14 protein-coding genes are annotated in these 20,686 nt (G+C 72.4%); 7 read left to right on the top strand and 7 right to left on the bottom strand.

The genetic code is table 11. The features are described from left to right. Positions 1 to 474: 474 nt before the first annotated feature. Complete coding sequence (gene mfd / locus OHA05_RS14710) at positions 475 to 4,056, top strand: transcription-repair coupling factor (protein ID WP_328860815.1); 3,582 nt, start codon at positions 475 to 477, stop codon at positions 4,054 to 4,056. A 51-nt stretch (positions 4,057 to 4,107) separates the two neighbouring features. Here mfd and OHA05_RS14705 read toward each other — a convergent pair whose 3' ends face one another. Next, complete coding sequence (locus OHA05_RS14705; protein ID WP_313945869.1) at positions 4,108 to 4,608, bottom strand: GNAT family N-acetyltransferase; 501 nt, start codon at positions 4,606 to 4,608, stop codon at positions 4,108 to 4,110. A gap of 138 nt (positions 4,609 to 4,746) precedes the next feature. After that, complete coding sequence (locus tag OHA05_RS14700; protein ID WP_328860814.1) at positions 4,747 to 5,295, bottom strand: TetR/AcrR family transcriptional regulator; 549 nt, start codon at positions 5,293 to 5,295, stop codon at positions 4,747 to 4,749. A gap of 93 nt (positions 5,296 to 5,388) precedes the next feature. Between OHA05_RS14700 and OHA05_RS14695 the strand changes: the two genes are divergently transcribed. From OHA05_RS14695 to OHA05_RS14685, 3 genes are all read left to right on the top strand, one after another. Beyond that, positions 5,389 to 6,255: an SCO6745 family protein gene (locus OHA05_RS14695; RefSeq protein ID WP_328860813.1), complete on the top strand. Its 867-nt coding sequence runs from the start codon at positions 5,389 to 5,391 to the stop codon at positions 6,253 to 6,255. A 118-nt stretch (positions 6,256 to 6,373) separates the two neighbouring features. After that, on the top strand, positions 6,374 to 7,153 hold the full coding sequence (locus OHA05_RS14690; RefSeq protein ID WP_443043696.1) for an HNH endonuclease family protein: 780 nt from the start codon (positions 6,374 to 6,376) through the stop codon (positions 7,151 to 7,153). Between the two features lie 111 nt (positions 7,154 to 7,264). Beyond that, positions 7,265 to 8,011: an N-acetyltransferase gene (locus OHA05_RS14685; protein ID WP_328860812.1), complete on the top strand. Its 747-nt coding sequence runs from the start codon at positions 7,265 to 7,267 to the stop codon at positions 8,009 to 8,011. Positions 8,012 to 8,204: 193 nt separating this feature from the next. On the opposite strand, the gene OHA05_RS14680 is transcribed toward OHA05_RS14685, so the two are convergent. Together OHA05_RS14680 and OHA05_RS14675 are read right to left on the bottom strand one after the other, a co-directional pair. Continuing rightward, complete coding sequence (locus OHA05_RS14680) at positions 8,205 to 8,999, bottom strand: hypothetical protein (RefSeq protein ID WP_328860811.1); 795 nt, start codon at positions 8,997 to 8,999, stop codon at positions 8,205 to 8,207. A 152-nt stretch (positions 9,000 to 9,151) separates the two neighbouring features. After that, positions 9,152 to 9,985, bottom strand: a complete 834-nt coding sequence (locus OHA05_RS14675) for a DUF4352 domain-containing protein (RefSeq protein WP_313945877.1) — start codon at positions 9,983 to 9,985, stop codon at positions 9,152 to 9,154. Positions 9,986 to 10,197: 212 nt separating this feature from the next. On the opposite strand from OHA05_RS14675, the gene OHA05_RS14670 reads away from it, so the two are divergent. The 3 genes from OHA05_RS14670 to OHA05_RS14660 all read left to right on the top strand — a co-directional run bounded on the left by OHA05_RS14670 (position 10,198) and on the right by OHA05_RS14660 (position 14,749). Continuing rightward, positions 10,198 to 12,267: an N-6 DNA methylase gene (locus OHA05_RS14670; protein WP_328860810.1), complete on the top strand. Its 2,070-nt coding sequence runs from the start codon at positions 10,198 to 10,200 to the stop codon at positions 12,265 to 12,267. A 281-nt stretch (positions 12,268 to 12,548) separates the two neighbouring features. Further along, a complete protein-coding gene (locus OHA05_RS14665; RefSeq protein WP_328860809.1) occupies positions 12,549 to 13,205 on the top strand; it encodes a hypothetical protein in 657 nt (218 codons plus the stop codon). Beyond that, on the top strand, positions 13,202 to 14,749 hold the full coding sequence (locus tag OHA05_RS14660) for a serine/threonine-protein kinase (protein WP_313945880.1): 1,548 nt from the start codon (positions 13,202 to 13,204) through the stop codon (positions 14,747 to 14,749). Before OHA05_RS14665 ends, OHA05_RS14660 begins: the two co-directional genes overlap by 4 nt. A gap of 55 nt (positions 14,750 to 14,804) precedes the next feature. On the opposite strand, the gene OHA05_RS14655 is transcribed toward OHA05_RS14660, so the two are convergent. The 3 genes from OHA05_RS14655 to OHA05_RS14645 all read right to left on the bottom strand — a co-directional run bounded on the left by OHA05_RS14655 (position 14,805) and on the right by OHA05_RS14645 (position 20,638). Further along, positions 14,805 to 15,731 carry a class I SAM-dependent methyltransferase gene (locus OHA05_RS14655; protein WP_328860808.1) on the bottom strand — a complete coding sequence of 309 codons (927 nt, stop codon included), beginning with the start codon at positions 15,729 to 15,731 and terminating at the stop codon, positions 14,805 to 14,807. A gap of 344 nt (positions 15,732 to 16,075) precedes the next feature. Next, a complete protein-coding gene (locus OHA05_RS14650; protein WP_328860807.1) occupies positions 16,076 to 17,986 on the bottom strand; it encodes a tachylectin-related carbohydrate-binding protein in 1,911 nt (636 codons plus the stop codon). A 174-nt stretch (positions 17,987 to 18,160) separates the two neighbouring features. Continuing rightward, on the bottom strand, positions 18,161 to 20,638 hold the full coding sequence (locus tag OHA05_RS14645; protein ID WP_328860806.1) for a YfhO family protein: 2,478 nt from the start codon (positions 20,636 to 20,638) through the stop codon (positions 18,161 to 18,163). Positions 20,639 to 20,686 lie beyond the last annotated feature (48 nt).

Genomic DNA, 20,686 nt, shown 5'->3' with positions numbered 1-20,686 from the left:
GGGCCGCGGTGTGTGCCGGGCGGGTCGGGTCGGGCGGCCGGGGGCGGCGGTCCGGGGCTGCGCTCGCGGGGCTGCGGTCCAGGGCCGTGTCTCGACGGTGATCGCCTCGCGGTCTCCACGGTGATCGCCTTGCGCGGGGCGGGCCGGCGGGACTCCCGGCGGCAGGCAGCAGGCAGCAGGTAGCGGGTAGCGGGTCGCCGGCCGGCAGCCGGTAGCCGGCAGCCGGTGCGGGCGGCCCGCGGGGAGTCCTCGCGCCGGTCAACGCGGCTCCGGCGCCGGGCGGCCGGGCCCGGCGGTGCGGACACGCCTGGTCACCCCGGTCCGGGCCGCACCGCGCAGCGTGGATTCCGGACGCGAGTGTCGGAGCAGCGTCGTACGCTGGAGACCCCCGGCCCTCCCCCTGCCCTCGACAGTGGGGCGCGACAGACGAGCCGGGTTATTCGCGTTGCCCACTCCCCGGGATGGAAGCCCTTGATGAGCCTGCACGGTCTGCTCGATGCCGTCGTCACCGACCCTGCGCTCGCCGAAGCGGTGCGGGCCGCACGGGATGCCAACCGTATGCATCTGGACCTGGTCGGACCGCCGGCGGCGCGCCCCTTCGCCGTGGCGGCGCTGGCCCGCGAGGCCGGACGTCCGGTGCTCGCCGTCACCGCGACGGGGCGGGAGGCGGAGGACCTGGCGGCGGCGCTGCGCTCGCTGCTGCCGGAGGAGGGCATCGCCGAGTACCCCTCGTGGGAGACGCTGCCGCACGAGCGGCTCTCGCCCCGCTCCGACACTGTGGGCCGCCGGCTCGCGGTGCTGCGCAGGCTGACCCACCCGTCGAAGGACGATCCGGCCGCGGGCCCGGTCTCGGTCGTCGTCGCACCGATCCGCTCCGTGCTCCAGCCGCAGGTCAAGGGCCTCGGCGAGCTGGAGCCGGTGGCGCTGCGCACCGGGCAGCAGGCCGATCTGAACGAGATCGTGGACGCGCTCGCGGCCGCCGCCTACTCCCGGGTGGAGCTGGTCGAGAAGCGCGGCGAGTTCGCCGTGCGCGGCGGCATCCTGGACGTCTTCCCGCCGACCGAGGAGCACCCGCTGCGGGTGGAGTTCTGGGGCGACGACGTCGAGGAGATCCGGTACTTCAAGATCGCCGACCAGCGTTCGCTGGAGATTGCCGAGCACGGACTGTGGGCGCCGCCCTGCCGCGAGCTGCTGCTGACCGACGAGGTGCGCCGGCGGGCGGCGGTTCTCGCCGAGCGGCACCCGGAGCTCGGCGAGCTGCTGAACAAGATCGCCGAGGGCATCGCGGTCGAGGGCATGGAGTCCCTCGCGCCCGTCCTCGTGGACGAGATGGAACTGCTCCTGGACGTGCTGCCGCAGGGCGCGATGACCGTCGTGTGCGACCCGGAGCGGGTGCGGACCCGCGCCGCCGACCTGGTGGCCACCTCGCAGGAGTTCCTCCAGGCGTCGTGGGCGGCGACGGCGATGTCCAGCGCGGGCGGAGCCGGCTCCGGCACGGGTGGTGGTGGGCGACGGGCGGGCGGCGAGGCGCCGATCGATGTCGGCGCGGCATCGCTGTGGGGCATCGCCGATGTCCGGGACCGGGCCCGCGAGCTCGGCATGATGTGGTGGTCGGTCTCGCAGTTCGCCGCCGACGAGGAACTGTCGGACGACACCCTCAAGCTGGGCATGCACGCTCCGGAGACCTACCGCGGCGACACCGCGCGGGCCCTCGCCGACACCAAGGGCTGGCTGGCGGACGGCTGGCGCACGGTCTATGTGACCGAGGCGCACGGCCCGGCGGCCCGCACCGTCGAGGTGCTCGGCGGCGAGGGCATTCCCGCCCGCCTGGACTCGGCGCTGACCGACATCTCGCCGTCCGTCGTCCATGTCGCGTGCGGCTCGATCGACTACGGCTTCATCGACCCGGGCCTGCGGCTCGCGGTCCTCACCGAGACCGACCTGTCCGGCCAGAAGGCGGCCGGCAAGGACGGCCGGCGGATGCCGGCGAAGCGGCGCAAGACCATCGACCCGCTCACGCTGGAGGCGGGCGACTACATCGTCCACGAGCAGCACGGTGTGGGCCGCTACATCGAGATGGTCCAGCGCACCGTCCAGGGCGCGACCCGCGAGTATCTGCTCGTCGAGTACGCCCCCGCCAAGCGCGGCCAGCCCGGCGACCGGCTCTACATCCCCACCGACCAGCTGGAGCAGGTCACCAAGTACGTCGGCGGCGAAGCGCCCACGCTGCACCGGCTCGGCGGCGCGGACTGGACGAAGACGAAGGCGCGCGCGAAGAAGGCGGTCAAGGAGATCGCCGCGGACCTCATCAAGCTCTACAGCGCCCGCATGGCCGCGCCCGGCCACGCCTTCGGGGCGGACACGCCCTGGCAGCGCGAGCTGGAGGACGCGTTCGCGTACGTGGAGACGCCCGACCAGCTCTCCACGATCGCCGAGGTCAAGGAGGACATGGAGAAGACGGTCCCGATGGACCGGCTGATCTGCGGCGACGTCGGTTACGGCAAGACGGAGATCGCGGTGCGCGCCGCGTTCAAGGCGGTCCAGGACGGCAAGCAGGTCGCCGTGCTGGTGCCGACGACGCTGCTGGTGCAGCAGCACTTCGGGACGTTCTCCGAGCGCTACTCCCAGTTCCCGGTGAACGTACGCGCCCTGTCCCGCTTCCAGTCCGACACCGAGGCCAAGGCGACCCTGGAAGGGCTGCGGGACGGCTCGGTCGACATCGTCATCGGCACGCACCGGCTGTTCTCCTCCGAGACCAAGTTCAAGGACCTGGGCCTGGTCGTGGTGGACGAGGAGCAGCGCTTCGGCGTCGAGCACAAGGAGCAGTTGAAGAAGCTCCGCGCCAACGTCGACGTCCTGACGATGTCGGCGACTCCGATCCCGCGAACGCTGGAGATGGCGGTCACCGGCATCCGCGAGATGTCGACGATCACCACCCCGCCGGAGGAGCGGCACCCGGTGCTGACCTTCGTCGGCCCCTACGAGCAGAAGCAGATCGGCGCGGCCGTCCGGCGTGAACTCCTGCGCGAGGGCCAGGTCTTCTACATCCACAACCGCGTCGAGTCCATCGACCGGGCCGCGGCCCGGCTGCGGGAGATCGTCCCCGAGGCGCGGATCGCGACGGCGCACGGTCAGATGGGCGAGTCGGCGCTGGAGCAGGTCGTCGTGGACTTCTGGGAGAAGAAGTTCGACGTCCTCGTGTCCACCACGATCGTCGAGTCGGGCATCGACATCTCCAACGCCAACACCCTGATCGTGGAGCGCGGTGACAACTTCGGTCTCTCGCAGCTGCACCAGCTGCGCGGCCGGGTCGGCCGTGGCCGCGAGCGCGGTTACGCCTACTTCCTCTACCCGCCGGAGAAGCCGCTCACCGAGACCGCGCACGAGCGTCTCGCGACGATCGCCCAGCACACCGAGATGGGCGCGGGCATGTACGTGGCGATGAAGGACCTGGAGATCCGCGGCGCGGGTAATCTGCTCGGCGGCGAGCAGTCCGGTCACATCGCCGGCGTCGGCTTCGACCTGTACGTGCGCATGGTCGGCGAGGCGGTGGCGGACTACCGTGCCTCGCTGGACGGCGGCGTGGAGGAGGAACCGCCGCTGGAGGTCAAGATCGAGCTCCCGGTCGACGCCCACGTCCCGCACGACTACGCCCCCGGCGAGCGCCTGCGGCTCCAGGCGTACCGCGCGATCGCCTCCGCGAACTCGGAGGAGGACATCACGGCGGTCCGCGAGGAACTCACCGACCGCTACGGCAAGTTGCCCGAGCCGGTCGAGAACCTGCTGCTGGTGGCGGGCCTGCGGATGCTGGCACGCGCGTGCGGCGTCGGCGAGATCGTGCTCCAGGGCCCGAACATCCGCTTCGCCCCGGTGGAGCTGAGGGAGTCGCAGGAGCTGCGCCTCAAGCGTCTGTACCCGCGCACGATCATCAAGCCGGCGATCCACCAGATCCTGGTACCGCGGCCGACGACGGGCAAGATCGGCGGGAAGCCGGTGGTGGGACGCGAACTGCTGAGCTGGACCGGGGAGTTCCTGACGACGATTCTGGGGTCCTAGGTCGAGTCCGGCGCCGGGGCGGCTGCTCCCCGGCGCCGGCGCGGGGTCCCGTCACCCGGCGGCGTCGGCCGCGGTCAGCTGGCGTACGTAGCTCGTTCCCGGCTGCCCGGACAGGGTGATCTCGCCGGTGGGTACGAAACCGGCGCGGGTCAGCACGGCCCGCGAGCCCGCGTTGTCGTGCGTCGCCCGGGCCCGCAGGCTCGTCAGCCCGTACTCGCCGGCGGCCAGCACGCAGATCCGGCGGACGGCGGAGGTGGCGAGGCCCTGGCGGGCGGCGCTCTTGGCGATCCGGAAGCCGAGTTCGGCGGACCCGTCCGTCACGTCGACCAGGTTGACCCGCCCCAACACCTCCCCGTCGGCGCCGACCAGCAGATGGAAGTGGTCCAGCCCGGCGGCCTGATCGGCGAGCAGTGCCGCGTGCCGTGCGTCGAACTGCGCGAAGTAGTCGTCGCCGCGGTCGGGGACGGAGGCGGCGAAGTAGTCCCGGTTCTCCAGCTCGAAGGCGAGCAGAGCGGGGGCGTGGTCGGCGCGCAGGCGCTGGAGTTCGGGCATGGGGGTACGGTACGCAGCCGCGCGCCCCGACCGGGCCTGATTAACGGGTGAGCAGTTGCCGGGCGGCTTCCGCGCGCCCTCCCGGTGCTGTGCAGGCGCACGGGGCACGCGCTGCGCCTGCCCCGTGGACCCGGGGCGTCAGCGGCCGAACATCACGCTCGTCAGCGCCCGGAACGCCTCTTCGGCGTCCCTGCCGTCCAGTTGGTGGTCCAGGTTGTGGGTGAGCAGCAGGGTCGCGAAGCCGTGGGCCATGGACCAGGCCGCGAGGAAGCCCGTGTCCGGGTCGGCGCCGCGGACCGCGACCGCCTCGCCCAGGAGCGTGCGCACGCGCTCCCGCGCCGCAAGCAGGTCCTGGTCGTCGGGGCGCAGGAGCTCCGGGCTGAACATCACCTGGAAGTGCGCCGGGTGACCGGTGGCGAAGCGCACGTAGCGCAGGCCGAGATCGCGCAGGTCCGAGGCCTCGGAGAGCGTGGTGCCCAGGAGGTCGAACCCTTCCGTGGCGATGGCCGTCAGCAGGCCGGCGCGGTCCTTGAAGTGGTGGGCGGGGGCCGCGTGGGAGACGCCCGCGCGGCGGGCCAGGTCGCGCAGGGACAGAGCGGACGGTCCGTCGGTGGAGATGGCGTCGAGTGCCGCGGTGAGGACGGCCCGCCGCAAATCGCCGTGGTGATAGGTGCGCTCGCTGGTCATGACGGGAAGCCTACGCCTCATCTAGGCATTGACAAGTTTGCGGGTCGGGTGCAATCTTGTCGCTGACAAGATAGGGCGACGAAGGGGACGGTCATGGCCGGCGACACCGCGCGCGTACGACAGATGTGGCACCTCCTGGAGCCCCTGCACGCGGTCCTCTACTACGCCCCCGAGGTGTTCGAGGAGTCCGCCGCGCTCGGCTACCGCACCGATGAGCGCTGGCCGAGCTACTTCGCTCTGCGGGCCGCACCGCTCGGCGCCGTCGGCCCGGGGCGGGTGGCGTCCGCCTTCTACGGCTTCAGCCCGCGCAGGGTGGCCGAGCACGTTCCCGCCGCGTGGCGCGTCGCCGCCCCCGACGACGTGCTCGCCGCGCGGACGCGGGGCATCGGCCGCGCCTACCGGACCCTCTTCGGCGACGCCGTGGACGGGCCGGAGTTCGCCGAGGCGGCCGCGCTCGCCCGCCGCGCGGCGGAGGCCGTGAACACCGAGGGCAGGCCGCTCGCCGCGGCCGTCGCCGCACTGCCCTGGCCCGACGAGCCGCACCTCGTGCTCTGGCATGCCGCGACCGTCCTGCGCGAACACCGGGGGGACGGACATCTCAGCGCCCTGATGACCGCGGGGCTCGGCCCCGTCGAGTCGCTCGTCTCCTTCGCCGCGGTCGGCGCGGCCGGCGTCAAGACCTTCGAAAGCCGCGGCTGGGACGAGCGCGCGTGGGCCGCTGGGGGTGAACGGCTGCGTGTGCGAGGCCTGTTGAGCGACGACGGCGGGGCGACCGACGCCGGGCGTGCGCTGCGGGCCGAGATCGAGCACCGTACGGACGAGCTGGCCGCCGTGCCGTGGAGAACGGTCGGCGACGAGGAGCGGGACCGGCTGGCCGAGCTGCTCGGCCCGCTGTGGGTAAGGGTGTTGGGTTCCGGTCTGCTGCCGGGCGAGACCACCCTCGGCATCGGCAAGGTGTGAGCGGCCCGGCCCTCCCTCGCGCCCCGCGAACCCCGCCCGCTCCGGCGCGCAGCGGATCGTGCGGCAGGAACCGGGCTGCTCCCTCCGCGACGTGAGACCGGGTCAGTACCCTACGGACGTGAACAGAACCCGGGGCCGTATATCGCGCACACTCGCCGCCGGCCTCACCGCCGCCGTCGCCGCCGCACTGCTCACCTCCTGCGAGGGCACCGCGCTGCCCGGGGACCCCAAGGCCACCGAATCGGCCGTCGTACCCGGCACGGGATCCGGCACCAGCCCGCTCGCCAACCCCGACGGCACCAAGCCGGGGCTCGCCCCCATCAGTTCCGAAGGCGACCGGGCGGCCGCCCGCCGGCTGATCGAGAAGGTGGCCACGAAGGGCCGGGGCCCCAGGACGGGGTACGACCGGGATCGCTTCGGCTACGCCTGGATGGACAGCGCCGACGGTGTCCCGCTCGCCCGCAACGGCTGCGACACCCGCAACGATCTCCTGGCCCGCGACGGCAAGGAGGTGCGGCACCGCTCGGGCTCCGACTGCGTCGTCGTCGCGATGACCCTCGACGACCCGTACACCGGCGCCGTCATCGACTGGCGCAAGCAGGACGCGATGGAGGTCCAGATAGATCACGTCGTCCCGCTCTCGTACGGCTGGCAGCTCGGCGCCGCGCAGTGGCCGGTGAAGAAGCGGCAGCAACTCGCCAACGACCCGCTGAACCTGCTGCCCGTGGCGGGCCGGGCCAACAGCTCGAAGAGCGACTCGGGCCCGGCGTCGTGGCTTCCGCCGAACAAGTCGATCCGCTGCTCGTACGCCGTGCGGGTCTCGCAGGTCGCGGTGAAGTACGCCCTGCCGGTGACGGTCGCGGACAAGGAGGTCATGCTCGCGCAGTGCGGCGGCTGAGCGCGGCCACCGCATGCCGGAGGGTGTGGCCGGTGCCCGGTCCCACGAGCCGCCCACCGCCGGAAAAAAATCCGGTGGGGCGCGGGAGGCCTCCGGAGTTAGCCTGCGCGGATGGACCTGACCGTCACGACCCTCGCCGACCGGCCCGAACTGCGGGATGCGCTCTGGCAGATGCCCGAGACCTGGCCCCAGTTCGTCCTGCACGACCCGGTGGGCTGGGCCAACATGGGGCGGATCCTCGCCGAACTGCCCGAGTACGTACTGGTGGCGACCGACTCCGAAGGCCGCGTCGCCGCACGGGCGTTCAGCGTGCCCTTCCGGCTGGACGCCGACGGACGTCGCTCCCTGCCCGATGGCGGCTGGGACCAGGTGATGCTGTGGGCCTTCTCCGATCTGCGGCACGGCCGCGCGCCCGACACGGTCAGCGCGATCGAGATCACCGTCGCGGACGGCCGGCAGGGCAAGGGCATCTCGGGCCGGATGCTGGCCGCGATGCGCGACAACGTGCGCCGGCTCGGCTTCACCGATCTGGTGGCGCCGGTGCGGCCGAGCCGCAAGAGCGAGGAGCCGCGGACCCTGATCGAGGAGTACGCCCACCGCACCCGCCCCGACGACGGCCTGCCGTACGACCCGTGGCTGCGGGTCCACGTCCGGGCCGGCGGGGTGATCGACTCGGTGGCTCCGGCGTCGATGACGGTCTCCGGCTCGCTGGCGCAGTGGCGCACCTGGACCGGGCTGCCGTTCGACACGGCCGGACCCGTGGAGGTGCCGGGCGCGCTGGTCCCGGTGCACTGCGAGAGCGACCGCGGGTACGCCGTCTATGTGGAGCCCAACGTGTGGGTGCGCCACAGCGTGTGAGCACTTCCGGTGCGGGGAGCGCCGGGGATTCGGAAACGACGCGAATCCGGGAACGACGCGAATCCGGGAACGACGGGGGATTCCGGAACGACGCGAAGAGGCCGCCCTCAGGGGCGGCCTCCTTCGGTTATCGGGCCTTCTCGTGCACCCCGTGCTCGTGGCGGCCCCGTGCTTCCCGGGACGCGGCCGCCCGTCACTGCTTGCCGAGCTTGTCCAGGTCGAGGATGTCCTTGGCTGCCGGCTTCTTCGCCGGCACGGGCCTGTCGAACCCGGAGAACGTCATCGTGCCCGGCTCCTCGCCGCCCACCTGCTCGAACTTCAGCAGATACGGCTCACCCTCCGCGGCGACGTACATCGTGTAGGTCTCCTTGCCGTCCGACTCGGTGAGCTTCACCGCCTTGCGGTCGCCGACCGTGGCCTCTCCGACCCGGCGCGCGGCGGTGTCGTTCGCCTCGACGTCCGCCAGCAGCTTGTTCAGGTCGCAGAGTTCGAGGCTGTCCCGGGCCTCGGCGTCGGAGGCGTCCGTCTTCACCCAGCGGCCCTTCATCATGTCCAGCACCGCCTTCTGCTCCTCGGCCGGCGCCCCCTTGTTCTGCGACTTCAACAGCGCCTCGTCGAAGCGGAGATAGGCGGTGTCGCCTGTCTTGATCAGCTCGGCGGTCCCGTCGGAGCCGACGGACAGGGTGCCGGCGCAGTCGCCCTTCTTGCTGATCGCCATATAGCCCTTCAGGGGGCCGTCGGCCGTCTTCAGCGTGACGTCGAGGGTCAGTGAGGTGGCCGCCTTCGTGGCGGTGACCGCTCTGTTGACTAGGTCGGGGCCTGACAGCCCGGGGAACGCCTCGGACTTCCCGGCCGCTGCACCGGCCGGACTCTTGGTGCTCGTGGGGTCCGCGTCGAGGGATCCGCAGGCCGTGCCGCCGAACGCGAGGGCGACGGCGAGAGCGGTGGCGGCGGTGCGGCGGTGGCGGGCGGAAGCGGTGGCCTGCATGACGGGTCTCCGGGGTGGGTCGGGACGGAAGGGGAGAAGGAGAGAGAAGGAGAGAGGGAGAAGGAGAGAGGGAGGGAGGAAAGGGGGGAGGGGAGCAGAAGAAGGGGAGGGGTGCGCCGGGGAGCGGGGGTGTCAGGGCCCGGCGCGGCCGGTCAGAGCTTCAGCTCCCACTGCGAGGCGTCGTAGGTGAAGCCCGGGCTGACCTCGACGGTGAGGTCCTTGGCGGCGGCCGGGACGTCGAAGGCGAACCGGACCGTGGACTTCTTGCCGGGCAGGACGGTGCCGCTGAAGCCGGTGCCGACCTTGTCGTCGAAGATCTGCTCGGCCGGGACGCCGTCCTTGCCGGCGCGGGCGTCCGGGGTCACCAGCGTGGCGTCGAACTTCTTGCTGCCACCGTTCTCGAGGACCACGGTCACCTCGTACGCCTTGTTGCCCTCCGTGTGACCGGCGGCGAACTCGCTCGGCTTGTACGCCTTCGGCGCGGAGACGGTGATCTTCACGCCGTCGTCGTAGACGGCGCTGTCACCGGCCGCGAGGCCCGCGCCCTTGTTGCCCTTGGCGTCGTCCTTGGTGGTGTCCTTCGCCGCGCCGTCGCCCTTCGCGGCGCCCGGCTCCTTCGACGCGGTGGTGCCGGTGGCCGCCTTGTTGAGCTCGTCGACCGCGTCGTCCACGGCCTTGAAGGTGAGCACCGCGCCGACCACCGAGAGGATCATCGCGACCAGCCCGAGCACCGCGCCGGTGGTGGTCACTCCCTTGTTGCCGGCCTCGCCGCGCTTGACCCGGCCGCGGCCCGCCAGGCCCAGGATCAGGGCGATCAGTCCGAGGATGCCGGCCAGCCAGAAGAAGAACGGGATCAGACCGGAGACGGTGCCGATGATGCCGAGCACCAGCGCTGCCGTGCCGAGACCGTTGCGCGCCGGGGCGGGTGCCGGGGTGTACGGCGCCTGCGGCGCGTTGTACTGCGGCTGCTGCATGGAATGGGACATGGATGTCCTCCGGGGACGTGAAGTGTGGTGGGGACCGGTGAAGTTCCCGTGTAGCGACGGGTCAATAAGAGCAGAGCCTGTGAACCGAGTCAACACGGTTCACGGGATTTGGGTCCACTCACACTGTGAAGCGTCGGAATCCGTGCGCGCCGGTATGCTCGGCGGCACAACCCACGGGCAGGGCCGGGCGGTGCGGACGAAGGAGGCGGCAGGTGCCGGAGAACGCGAGCGAGGTGACGGCCGCGGGAATCGCCCGGCTGGCGGGGGTCGGACGGGCCGCGGTCAGCAACTGGCGGCGCCGGCACGCGGACTTTCCAAGGCCCGTCGGCGGCACCGAGACCAGCCCCTCCTTCGCCCTCGCGGAGGTCGAGCAGTGGCTGCGTGACCAGGGGAAACTTGCCGAGGTCCCGCTGCGGGAACGGGTCTGGCAACAACTCGCCGACCACCCGTCCACCGCCGCCACCGCGCTGATCCAGGCGGGCTGCACCCTGCTGCTCGTACGGGAGCGGCCGACCGTCTGGCAGGAGCTGGCGGCGGCTTCGGACGAGCGGATGGCGGAGCTGCTGCCGACCGCGGTGGAACAGGTGCTGGCCGTGCGGTTCGGCGACGACCGCGGCGAACTCTTCCGTGAGCTCGGCGCCTCCGAACGCTCGTCGGGCGTGCCGTCGATCGCCGGAGGTGTTCACAGCGTGCCCCTGCTGCGCTCGGTCGCCGAGCTCGCCGACGAGCTGGGGCACCGGCAGACCTATGAGTTCCTGCTCGGGCGCTTCCTCGATGCCAACCTGCGTCAGTACACACTCACCCCGCCCGGGCCGGCCGCCCTCATGGCCGCCGTCGCCGGACCCGCCGCGAGCGTTCTCGATCCGGCCGCGGGAGCAGGCACGCTGCTGCGGGCCGTGGAGTACCCCGAAGCCCTCTACGCCCAGGACGCCGACCCCGACCTCACCGCGCTCACCGCTCTGCGTCTCGCGCTGCACTCCGACGCCACCGTCAGGGCCCGCTGCGGCGACACCTTGCGTGCGGACGCCTTCCCCGAGGCCGCCGTCGACGCCGTGCTGTGCCATCCGCCGTTCAACGAGCGCAACTGGGGCCACGACGAGCTCGCCTACGACCCGCGCTGGGAGTACGGCTTCCCGGCCCGCACCGAGTCCGAACTGGCGTGGGTCCAGCACGCGCTGGCCCGGCTGCGCCCCGGCGGCACGGCGGTGCTGCTCATGCCGCCCGCCGCCGCGTCGCGCCGCTCGGGTCGCCGTATCCGCGCGGGGCTGCTGCGGCGCGGTGCGCTGCGGGCCGTCATCGCACTGCCTGCCGGAGCCGCGCCCCCGTACGGAATCCCCCTGCATCTGTGGGTGCTGCGCAAGCCGGAGGCCGGCCGGCCGCCCGCCTCCGAACTGCTGCTCGTCGACACCGCCGAGCTGGCCGGTGCGGCCGGCGGCCGCGACAAGCTCGACTGGCAGGCCGTGCAGACCGCCGTCCTCGACGCCTGGCGGCGCTTCGACCGGGACGGCACCGCCGACGAACGGCCCGGCGTCAGCCGCTCGGTGCCGGTCATCGGGCTCCTCGACGACGATGTGGATCTGGCGCCGGCCCGGCATGTGCCGCCCACCGCCGCGGGCGGTGGTGCGGACGAACTCCTGCTCGTACGGGACCGGCTCGCCGACACCCTCCGGCTGACCGGCGAACTCACCCCCTCACCCACCGCCGACGACCGGCCCGCGCCCTGGCCCGCCACCACCGTCGGCGAACTGGCCCGCGCGGGCGCGCTGTTGATCCGGGCGGGCGGCACCGGCGCGACGGCGGGCCGGCATGTCCCCGTCCTCACCGAGCACGACGTCCTCGCGGGCGCCGGACCCTCCGGCGCGCTCCCCGAGGGGCCCGAGGAGGAGGCCGTCCTCCTGGAGGAGGGTGATGTCGTCGTCCCCGTCCTCGGCGGCGGATCGGTGGTCCGCGTCGTCGACGCGGCGACGGCGGGCGCGGCGCTCGGCCGCAACCTCCAGCTGCTGCGGCCCGATCCGGCAGCGCTCGACGCGTGGTTCCTCGCCGGGTTCCTGCGCGGCACCGCCAACACCCGGCAGGCCAGCAGCTATGCGTCGACCGCGACCCGGCTCGACGTACGCCGGCTGCAACTGCCGCGGCTGCCACCTGCCGACCAGCAGCGCTACGGCGAACGCTTCCGCACCCTGGCAGCGTTCGAGGACGCGCTGCGGCTGGCGGGACGGCTCGGGGAGCAGCTCGTCCAGGGGCTGTACGACGGCCTGACGGACGGCACGCTCAGGGCCTGACGGGCGGCACGCTCAGGCTGTGACGGGCGACGTGCGTGACGTGCGTGACGGGCGTGACAGGGGCCCGGGACGGCCGGAACGGCCACGCCCCCGGTCCGCGGCACGGCGGTGATCACGGCCCCGGGCGCCCCCGGCGAGAGGGCCGGGAGCGGTCGTCCACTCCCGATCCCGAAGTGACGTATCGGACAGCCGGTCCGTACAACCCGGGTCACGTTGTCCGTGTCGGTGTATACGCTCGTCCTCTCATCATCTGCCTTGTCCCCAGGCCATCAGGAGCAGGAATGCACGGCCACGGCTATGCCCCGCCGCAGCCCGGTCCCCCGTCGGGCGCGGTCCTCGTCACCCTCCGCGTGCTCTTCGTGGCTCTCGCGCTGCTCACCTGCGGCCTCCTCGCCTGGGGCACGATGCTGCGGATCGCGGTCATGCGCCGCAGGCGCATGGACTGGCTGCTGTTCTGGCTGAGCCTCGCCCTGTCGATCACCGCGTTCGTGGTCATCGGGGTGTTCGGCTCCGAGACCGAGGTGAACGCCGCCAAGGAGGCGGAGCCGGGCCCGGTCGACTATGTGTGCCTGGCGGTCCTGTTCGGCATGGCTCTCGGTGTGCCCGTGCACTATCTGGTGGCGGACATACGCCACTTCCAGCAGCCGCGCCCCGCCTGGAACGCCTATGGGCCGCCGGCCCATCCCGCCGGACATCCGGTGCCGTCCACGACGCCTCCGCCGGTGACACCGGCACCGGGCTACGGCTACCCGCCCACGCAGCCGATCCCGCCGCAGCAACCGCACCAGGCACAGCAGCCGCACCAGACACCGCCGCCGCACCCGGGACCCCAGCCGCAGGGGCAGCCGCACACGCCCTCCGACAAGCCCCGCATCGACCAGGTACGCGCCGAGCTCGATGAGCTCAGTGACTACCTGCGCAAGGAGCAGGGCCGGTGAACGGACGCGTCATCGCGGGCCGTTACGAGCTCTCCACCATCATCGGGCAGGGTGGCATGGGCCAGGTCTGGACGGCGTACGACGGGCGGCTCGACCGCCGGGTCGCCGTCAAGCTGCTGCGCCCCGACCACATGGCCGCCGCCACCGCCGCCGGCGAGATGCGCCGCCGCTTCGTGCGCGAGTGCCGGGTGACCGCCCAGGTCTCGCACCCGGGCCTGGTCACCGTCCACGACGCGGGCAGCGACGACGACGACCTCTATCTCGTCATGCAGTACGTCGAGGGCGCCGACCTCGCCGACCATCTCGCCGAGCACGAGCCCTACCCCTGGCAGTGGGCCGTCTCGGTCGCCGCCCAGCTGTGCGCCGTCCTCGCCGCCGTGCACGCCGTGCCCATCGTCCACCGCGACCTCAAGCCGCGGAACGTGATGGTGAAGCCGGACGGCACCGTCACCGTCCTCGACCTCGGCGTCGCCTCCGTCATCGACACCGACACCACGCGCCTCACGCACACCGGCTCACCGATCGGCAGCCCCGCCTACATGGCACCCGAGCAGGCGATGGGCGGCGCCGTGGGCCCGTACACCGATCTGTACGCCCTCGGGGTGCTGCTGCACGAACTGCTCAGCGGGAACGTGCCGTTCGCCGGCTCCACCGCGCTCGGGGTGCTGCACCGCCATCTGTACGAGGCGCCGCTCCCGATCCGGCGGCTGCGCCCCGAGATCCCCGAGCCGCTGGAGGCCCTTGTCCTGCGGCTGCTCGCCAAGGACCCGCAGCACCGCCCCTCCGGCGCCCAGGACGTGTACGAGGCGCTCGCGCCGCTGCTGCCGGTGCGCGGCATGCCCGCGGCCTCCGCCGTACGGACCCCGGCGGGCGGGCCGCTCGATCCGACCCGCCCCTTCCTGCGCCCGCACGCGCCCTGGCCCGACCGGGTCGCGACCCCGCCGCCCGCGATGCCCACCGCCCCGCCCGCGCCGCGCCCCGATGTCGCGGGCGCCGTCGACGAGGTGAAGCGTCTCCTCGGCGAGGGAAGCATCACCCGGGCCGTGGACATCCTCGGCGGGATCCTCCCGGCGGCCGCGGCCGAGCACGGCGAGCACTCGCCGGTCGTGCGGATCCTGCGCAAGCAGTACGCCACGACGCTGATGGACGACGGGCAGTACCGCCGCGCGCTGCCCGAACTGCGCCGGCTCGCGGACGACCGGGCCGCGGAGGCGGGACCGGCCGACCCGCAGACGCTTCAGTTCCGCTACGACGCGGCGCAGTGCCTGGAGCAACTCGGCGAGCCGGCCGCGGCTCTCGCCGAGTACCGGGCGGTCCTGCCGTTCTACGAGAGCCGGCAGTCGGCGAGTTCCGACCCGGCACGGGCCTTCGACGTGCGGCACCGGATCGGGAACCTGCTGCTGGCCGTGGGCGATCACACGGCGGCCCAGCAGCAGTTCCAGGGCCTGCTGTACGACACGGAGCGGGCGTACGGGCCCTATCACCAGCTGCCGCAGGAGCTGCGCCGCGCGATCAGCCGGCAGCAGAAGTTCTTCAGCCGCTGACGGTCTCCGGCACCGGGCACCGGCACCGGGCATTGGGCCGCCCGTCCGACCGTGCTCAGTCGGCGCGCAGGAACGCGGACGTGGCGACCCGGCCCAGCATGCGCAGCCGCGAGGTCCCGCCCACCAGGTGCTTGTCCAGGGCGTCCTGGACGCCGGGCCAGGCCACGTCGCCGTAGTCGTCGAGGACCACGATGCCGCCGGGGGCGGCGATCTCCTCGACCCACTCCAGGTCGGCGCGCACGCCCTCCTCCGAGTGGTCGCCGTCCACGATGATCACGCCGTACTTCCGGTCGGAGACCGCGACGCGCACCTCGGGGTCGGAGGAGAAGCCCTGCTGGATCCGGGCGTCGAGGCCGGCCCGGCTGCCGCCGAGCGCCAGGTTGGCCCGCACCACGTCCTCGCGCACCGGGGTTCCGGTGGGGTCGGCGCCCGTGGAGGTGCCCGGCTGGAGCTGCGCTCCGGCCAGCGGGTCGACGATGGTGAGGTCGGGCTCGATACCGGCCCGGTGGACCATGCGCACCAGGGCGGAGGCGAACAGCCCGTGCAGGGTGCCGATCTCGAGGATGTTGCCGTTGGGCGGGGAGAGCAGCGGAACGGTGGCGAGCTTTCCGCAGATGTTGGAGGTGGAGCCCGCGATCCGGCCCACCGCGAGGGCTTCCATCGCGATCAGCGTGCGGTAGGCGACGACCACGTTCCGGCGGGCGTGCTCGGTGCCGCCGCTCACCGTCTCTATCGCGCCCACGAGCATGTCGATCTGCCGCTCCTGCGGGACGCGGTGGCCGCTGCGGGCCGTGGCGTCGAACAGCAGCCCGACCGCGTACTGCTGCCGCTTCAGCTCGTCCATCTCGCGTCGCAGGACGTCGAGTTCGTGCCGCAGGGGCTTCGCGTTCCGGACCGCACCACGGTCCAGGAGGTGGTCGACCGCGGCGACCGCGGGGTGCAGGACTCGCTTCGTCAGACGGTTGCGCAACAGAGAGGGCATGTCGGGAACGTAGGGGTGAACGGGCGGCACGCACACCACGGGCCAGTGTGAGGCAGGTGAAGTGTTGGCGTCGTCGCGGCGACGCGGCACCGGGACTGCGATCAGAGGGGCGGACGCCCGCTCCCGGGCCTCGCGCTCGGCGCCCGCCGGATCAGCCGGAACTCGTCCAGCGACCCCTTGTACCGCTGGGGCGAGGTGCGGGCTTCGGTGAAGGCGGGCAGCGTGCCCGCCCTGGTGCGGACATCGGGCACAGGGAGGGGGCCTCTCTCGGGGCGACGGGGGGAGACGCGACCGCCGCCAGGTCCTCGGCGGGACCGGGCGGCGGCGGGTGCGGTGTGCGGGGACTACGGGCGGGGCAGCGCGCGCCCGGCGAAGTCCGGTGCCTTGTCCGCGGTGCGCATCGCGGACAGTGACGACGTCACCTGGACCTGGTACACGCGGGTCTGGTTGTCGGGCGTGCGGAAGGAGTATGCCCAGGCCGGACCCGCTGAGTTGGTGAAGGTGAACGCGGTGGGTTCCGTGGCGGAGGCCTCGGAGGAGACCTTCTGCCAGGTGCGCCAGGCGCCGGAGCCCTGGGTGGTCTCACCGGTGTTGTAGATGCTGCCGTCGCTGCCGCGGACGACGACCTCGGTGAGACCGGTCAGCGGGGAGATCACCGCGCTCGGGGAACCGTCGACGGTGAGGCTGACCGGGTTGCCGTTGTCCTGTGCGGCGTCACCGAGCGCGCTCCACTCGCCGTAGGGGCCGCCCTCGGCGGACTGGGCCGCGGTCACGACCTTGCCGAGTCCGTCCGTCGCGAAGACGCGCAGTCGGTAGCCGGGGTACACCACCACGGTCGGCGTGCCGGAGATGCCCTGCGCGCCGAGCGTGGACCAGGAGGACAGGGTCCCGGCCTCCTTGAACAGCGCGGTGCTCAGGACACCGGAGGCGTTCGTGCCGAAGAGCTGGATACCGTCGCGTACGGTCACGGCGGTGAAGGGGCCGGTGAAGCCGGAGCCGGCGAGCGGCGTCCAGCCCATGAAGTCCACGTTCGCGCGCTGCTGGATGCGGTACCAGGGCTTGCCGTCGGCGGCCACGGCGAACTGCACGAGCAGCCCGGAGGGGGTCTTCCCGGTCACGACGTGCTGCGCCATCGCACCGGCCAGGTTGATCCAGCCGCCCCAGTCGGCGCTGGACTTGGCGGCCTGATTGCGCTGCCAGACACTGCCGGAGATGTTGTGCGCGGAGACGACCACGCGTCCGTCGGTGTGCTCGGCGAGGGAGGGCTGTCCGGAGAAGGCCTCGTTGCCGGAGATCGTCGTCCACTGGACGTCGTTGAGGTTGGAGGCGTCGGCCGCCCGGCCGTGCACCAGGCGCCCGATGTTGTCGGTGTAGGCGAACTCCAGTGAACCGGCCGACGACTGTGTCACCGAGGCGCGGCTGTAGTTCTCCAGCGCGACGGACGGCGAGGACGGGGTGTGGTTGACGTCGAGGCGGCAGCCGTCGGACGCGCCGGAGACGGCGGTGTACCCGGCCCAGCCGCCGGCCTCGACCGGCTTGTTGTAGACCGGGAAGTCCCGGATGCCTTCGTCGAAGCGGTAGTACGCGACCGCGCCGCTGCCCTTGACCCGGAAGAGGGTGTCGCCGCCGTAGGAGGTCATCGACTTGGTGTCGGACCAGTCGGCGGCCGACTCCAGAACGTGCTGCTCGATCCAGCGCTGGCTGGTGACGTCGTAGCGGGACCGGTAGAGCTTGCCGTCCGTGGCCGAACGCCCGTAGATCACACCCTTGTCGGCGGCGTAGATCGCGTCGTAGCGGCTCCATCCGGAGGCGATGATCTTGCCGCTGCCGGTGATGAACGCCTGGGCGGCGGCGTCGTAGCGGTTCCAGCGCAGGGTGTCGCCCGTCAGCGTCCAGATGTAGCCGCCGCGGTCGATGGTGATGTCGTCCTTGCGCCCGGCGTTGTCGAACTCCGCGAAGCCGGTGCTGATCTTCCGGTGGTGCACGTCCCACGTGGTGGTGGCGGTGATGCGGTGGGAGTAGTACAGCCCGTCCGACTTGATGCCGTAGAAGGACGCGCCGGGACCGGCGAGCATGTTCCCGTAACCGGTCCAGGTGGTGTCGATGACGCCCCCGGCCGGCAGGGCCGAACCCGTCAGCGGGGAGGGCATGTCCGACCGGGTCAGCCTGCCCGCCGAGTCGAGCATGTACGTGGGCCCGATGCCGCAGGTCACTGGCGCGGAGGCCGCCTGGGCGCTGCCGGCGGGAAGCGTCACGAGCAGGGGGACTGCGATCGCGAGAGCGGCGGTGAGAGCGGTGCGTCTTATGTGTGCACGGGGTGAAGTCCTGGTCATGGTCTGGACGTTAGGCGTCGTCAGGTAAACGCTGCGGTGGCCTTCATGTGAACAAGATCCACCGGAAGATCAAGGACTGATGAACAGTCAGTGTGCCTACCGGCGTGGAGTGTTGACGGTCCCTGCGCTGATGCGGGCGCCCTTGTCTGCACCGGCACCGGCACCGGCACCGGCACCGGCACCGGCGTCCGGGCCCGCGCCCGTGCCCGCGCCGGAGGTGCGACTGCGCATCCGCGTACGGGCCCCGGGCAGCACGCCCAGCGCGATGAGCGCCAGCAGCCCGGCCGATCCGGTGAGCGCCCCCGCCCTCAGCCCGGGAGGCCGGAACGAGCAGTCGACCGTCGTCGAGCCTTCGGCCAGCGGTACGGCGACGAGGCCGAGGTAGGAGCCCGCCGGCCTGCCGTTGCAGCTCCACCCCGCGATCCGGGGCGCGGCGAGCACGGCCGTCCCGCGAGTGCCGGGCGGCAGCTCGGCACGTACGCCGCTCTCCGTGACCCGCATCGACACCGCTCCGGTCGCCGTCAGCTCCGCCACCGCGGCGCCGAGCTTCGCCCGGTCCAGACACCCCAGCGTCGTACGCGGAGTGCCCTTGCTGTAACTCACCTTGCTGTCGGGGGAGTTCACCACGCCCAGCGAGGTGAGCGCGGCACGCCGCTTGGGCTGTCCGCCACGCAGCGTCACCCACTCCGCGTCGCCGAGCCGGGCCTTGCCGGTGTAGTTCGGTGCCCACAGGAAGACCTCGCTGCCCACCGGGCAGGAGCCGCCCACCGGGGCGCCGTAGACCGGGGAGCCGAGCAGCAGCTCCTGGTTGCGGAAGGGGTTCCACCCGTACCGGCCCCGCGGCTCGGTGGTCCGTACCGTCACCAGCGGCGGCGTCTGCTCCGCCCGGATCGCCCGGGGGTGCTCCCCGGGGAGGGTGCGCACCCGCGCGCCGACCGAGAAGATCGCGTCGGTGACCGGGTTGTCGAGGGACTGCACGCTGCGCCCGTTGGACGTCCAGCCGGCACCGAGCGCGGCCAGTGTGCGCGTGAACACGTCGGGCGTGTGGCTGCTGTAGTACGAGCCGCCCTGGCCGCCCATCAGGATGGCGTCGTTGCCGGTGATCTGGTCACGGCCCACGTCGGTGCGGTACTCGGGCCAGCCGTCCGCCCGGGCCACGGCGGCCGCCCGCTCGCTGTGCTGCTCGCCCCAGGCCGGGTAGTCGTCCAGCCTGCCGAGCCGCTGCCGGTCGGCGTACGCGGTGGTCGCGGCCGCCTGTCCGACCAGTGCGCCGCACAGCAGCAGGGCGGCGACCACGACGTACTTCCCGCGCCGGGCCAGCAGCAGACCGCCGAGCACCGCTGCGATCCCGGCCGCGAACAGCGGGAAGGTCCAGGCGGTGATCAGCTCGCTGCTGGTCGCCCCGAGCGCGACCAGCGCGATCACGGCGCCGCCGCCGAGCAGCGCCCGCCGCCCCGGCCAGTCGTACGCGAGGCAGATCCAGGCGGCGATGACCAGGATGCCGGCGAAGACGAACGTCTGCCGGTAGGGGCTGCCGTTGGGTGTGGCGAAGACGTGCCACACCAGATGCGTGGGCGCCCATTGAAGGGACACCAGCGTCGCCGCCGCGAGCCCTGACCACAGCAGGCGTTCACGCCGGGGGACCGCGCTGTTGAAGGCGAGCGCGCAGGCGAGCAGCAGTGCGCCGCTGCCGAGGAAGACCGCCGGCGTGAAGAAGCTGTACGTCGCCGGCAGCGTACGGGCGAACACATCGCCCCAGCCGGCGGGCGCGAACTCCTTCGTCCACCCCGGGTAGGCGTGCTTCGAGCCGAGGAAGACCGGGATCAGGACGGGCGTGGCCACCGCGATCCCGAGGAGCACGGAGCGTACGGCCCTCAGCAGCGCCCGTATCCGCTCGCGTGCGTCGCCGTCCGACAGCAGCAGCCGGACCGCCAGCACCAGCGCGGCCCCGATGGTCGCCATGTAGGCGGTGTAGAAGTTGGCGACCCAGGCGACGGTGACGAGGAGGGGCCCGAGGACCGGCCGCCGCGCCGTGCGCGCCCACTCACCGACCAGGCACAGCAGCGGGAAGGCGACGAGCCCGTCCATCCACATCGGGTTGTACGAGGCCTCGACGACCGACCAGCCGCACAGGGCGTACGAGGCGCCCAGCACTGAAGCCATCCACCAGCGCCCGCCCTTGTGCAGCGCGAACAGCAGCCAGGTCATGGCCGCGGCGGCGGTGGCCATCTTCAGCAGCGTGACCACATAGACGGCCAGATCGATCCCGTCCCGCGGGAAGAGTCCGACCAGCAGAGAGAAGGGGCTGGTCAGATAGGTCCCGAGGTCGGGCAGGAAGCTGGTGCCGTACCCGGACTGCCAGTTGAGCAGGACTCCGCCGTCGGCGCGGCCGTGCAGCAGATCCCACAGGTGGGCGTGAAATGGGACGAACTGGTTGCCGAGGTCGTTCACGCTGCGGGTGCGGGGCCCGAACGGGAAACTGCGGGCGACGGCGTCACCGGTGCACACGGCACCGACGGTGATCAGCGCGGCGAGGGCGGCAGCGCGGCCGCGCACGGATTCCAAGGTCGACATGATGTCTCGAATATGCCAGCGCCGATCGTGAAAACCCCCTGTGGGCGG

Origin of the sequence: Streptomyces sp. NBC_00306, from assembly GCF_036169555.1 — a bacterium.
In the GTDB taxonomy this organism is placed as follows: Bacteria; Actinomycetota; Actinomycetes; order Streptomycetales; family Streptomycetaceae; genus Streptomyces; species Streptomyces achmelvichensis.
The sequence above is the reverse complement of the archived record's forward strand: the minus strand, read 5'-3'. Positions and strand labels throughout refer to the sequence as shown.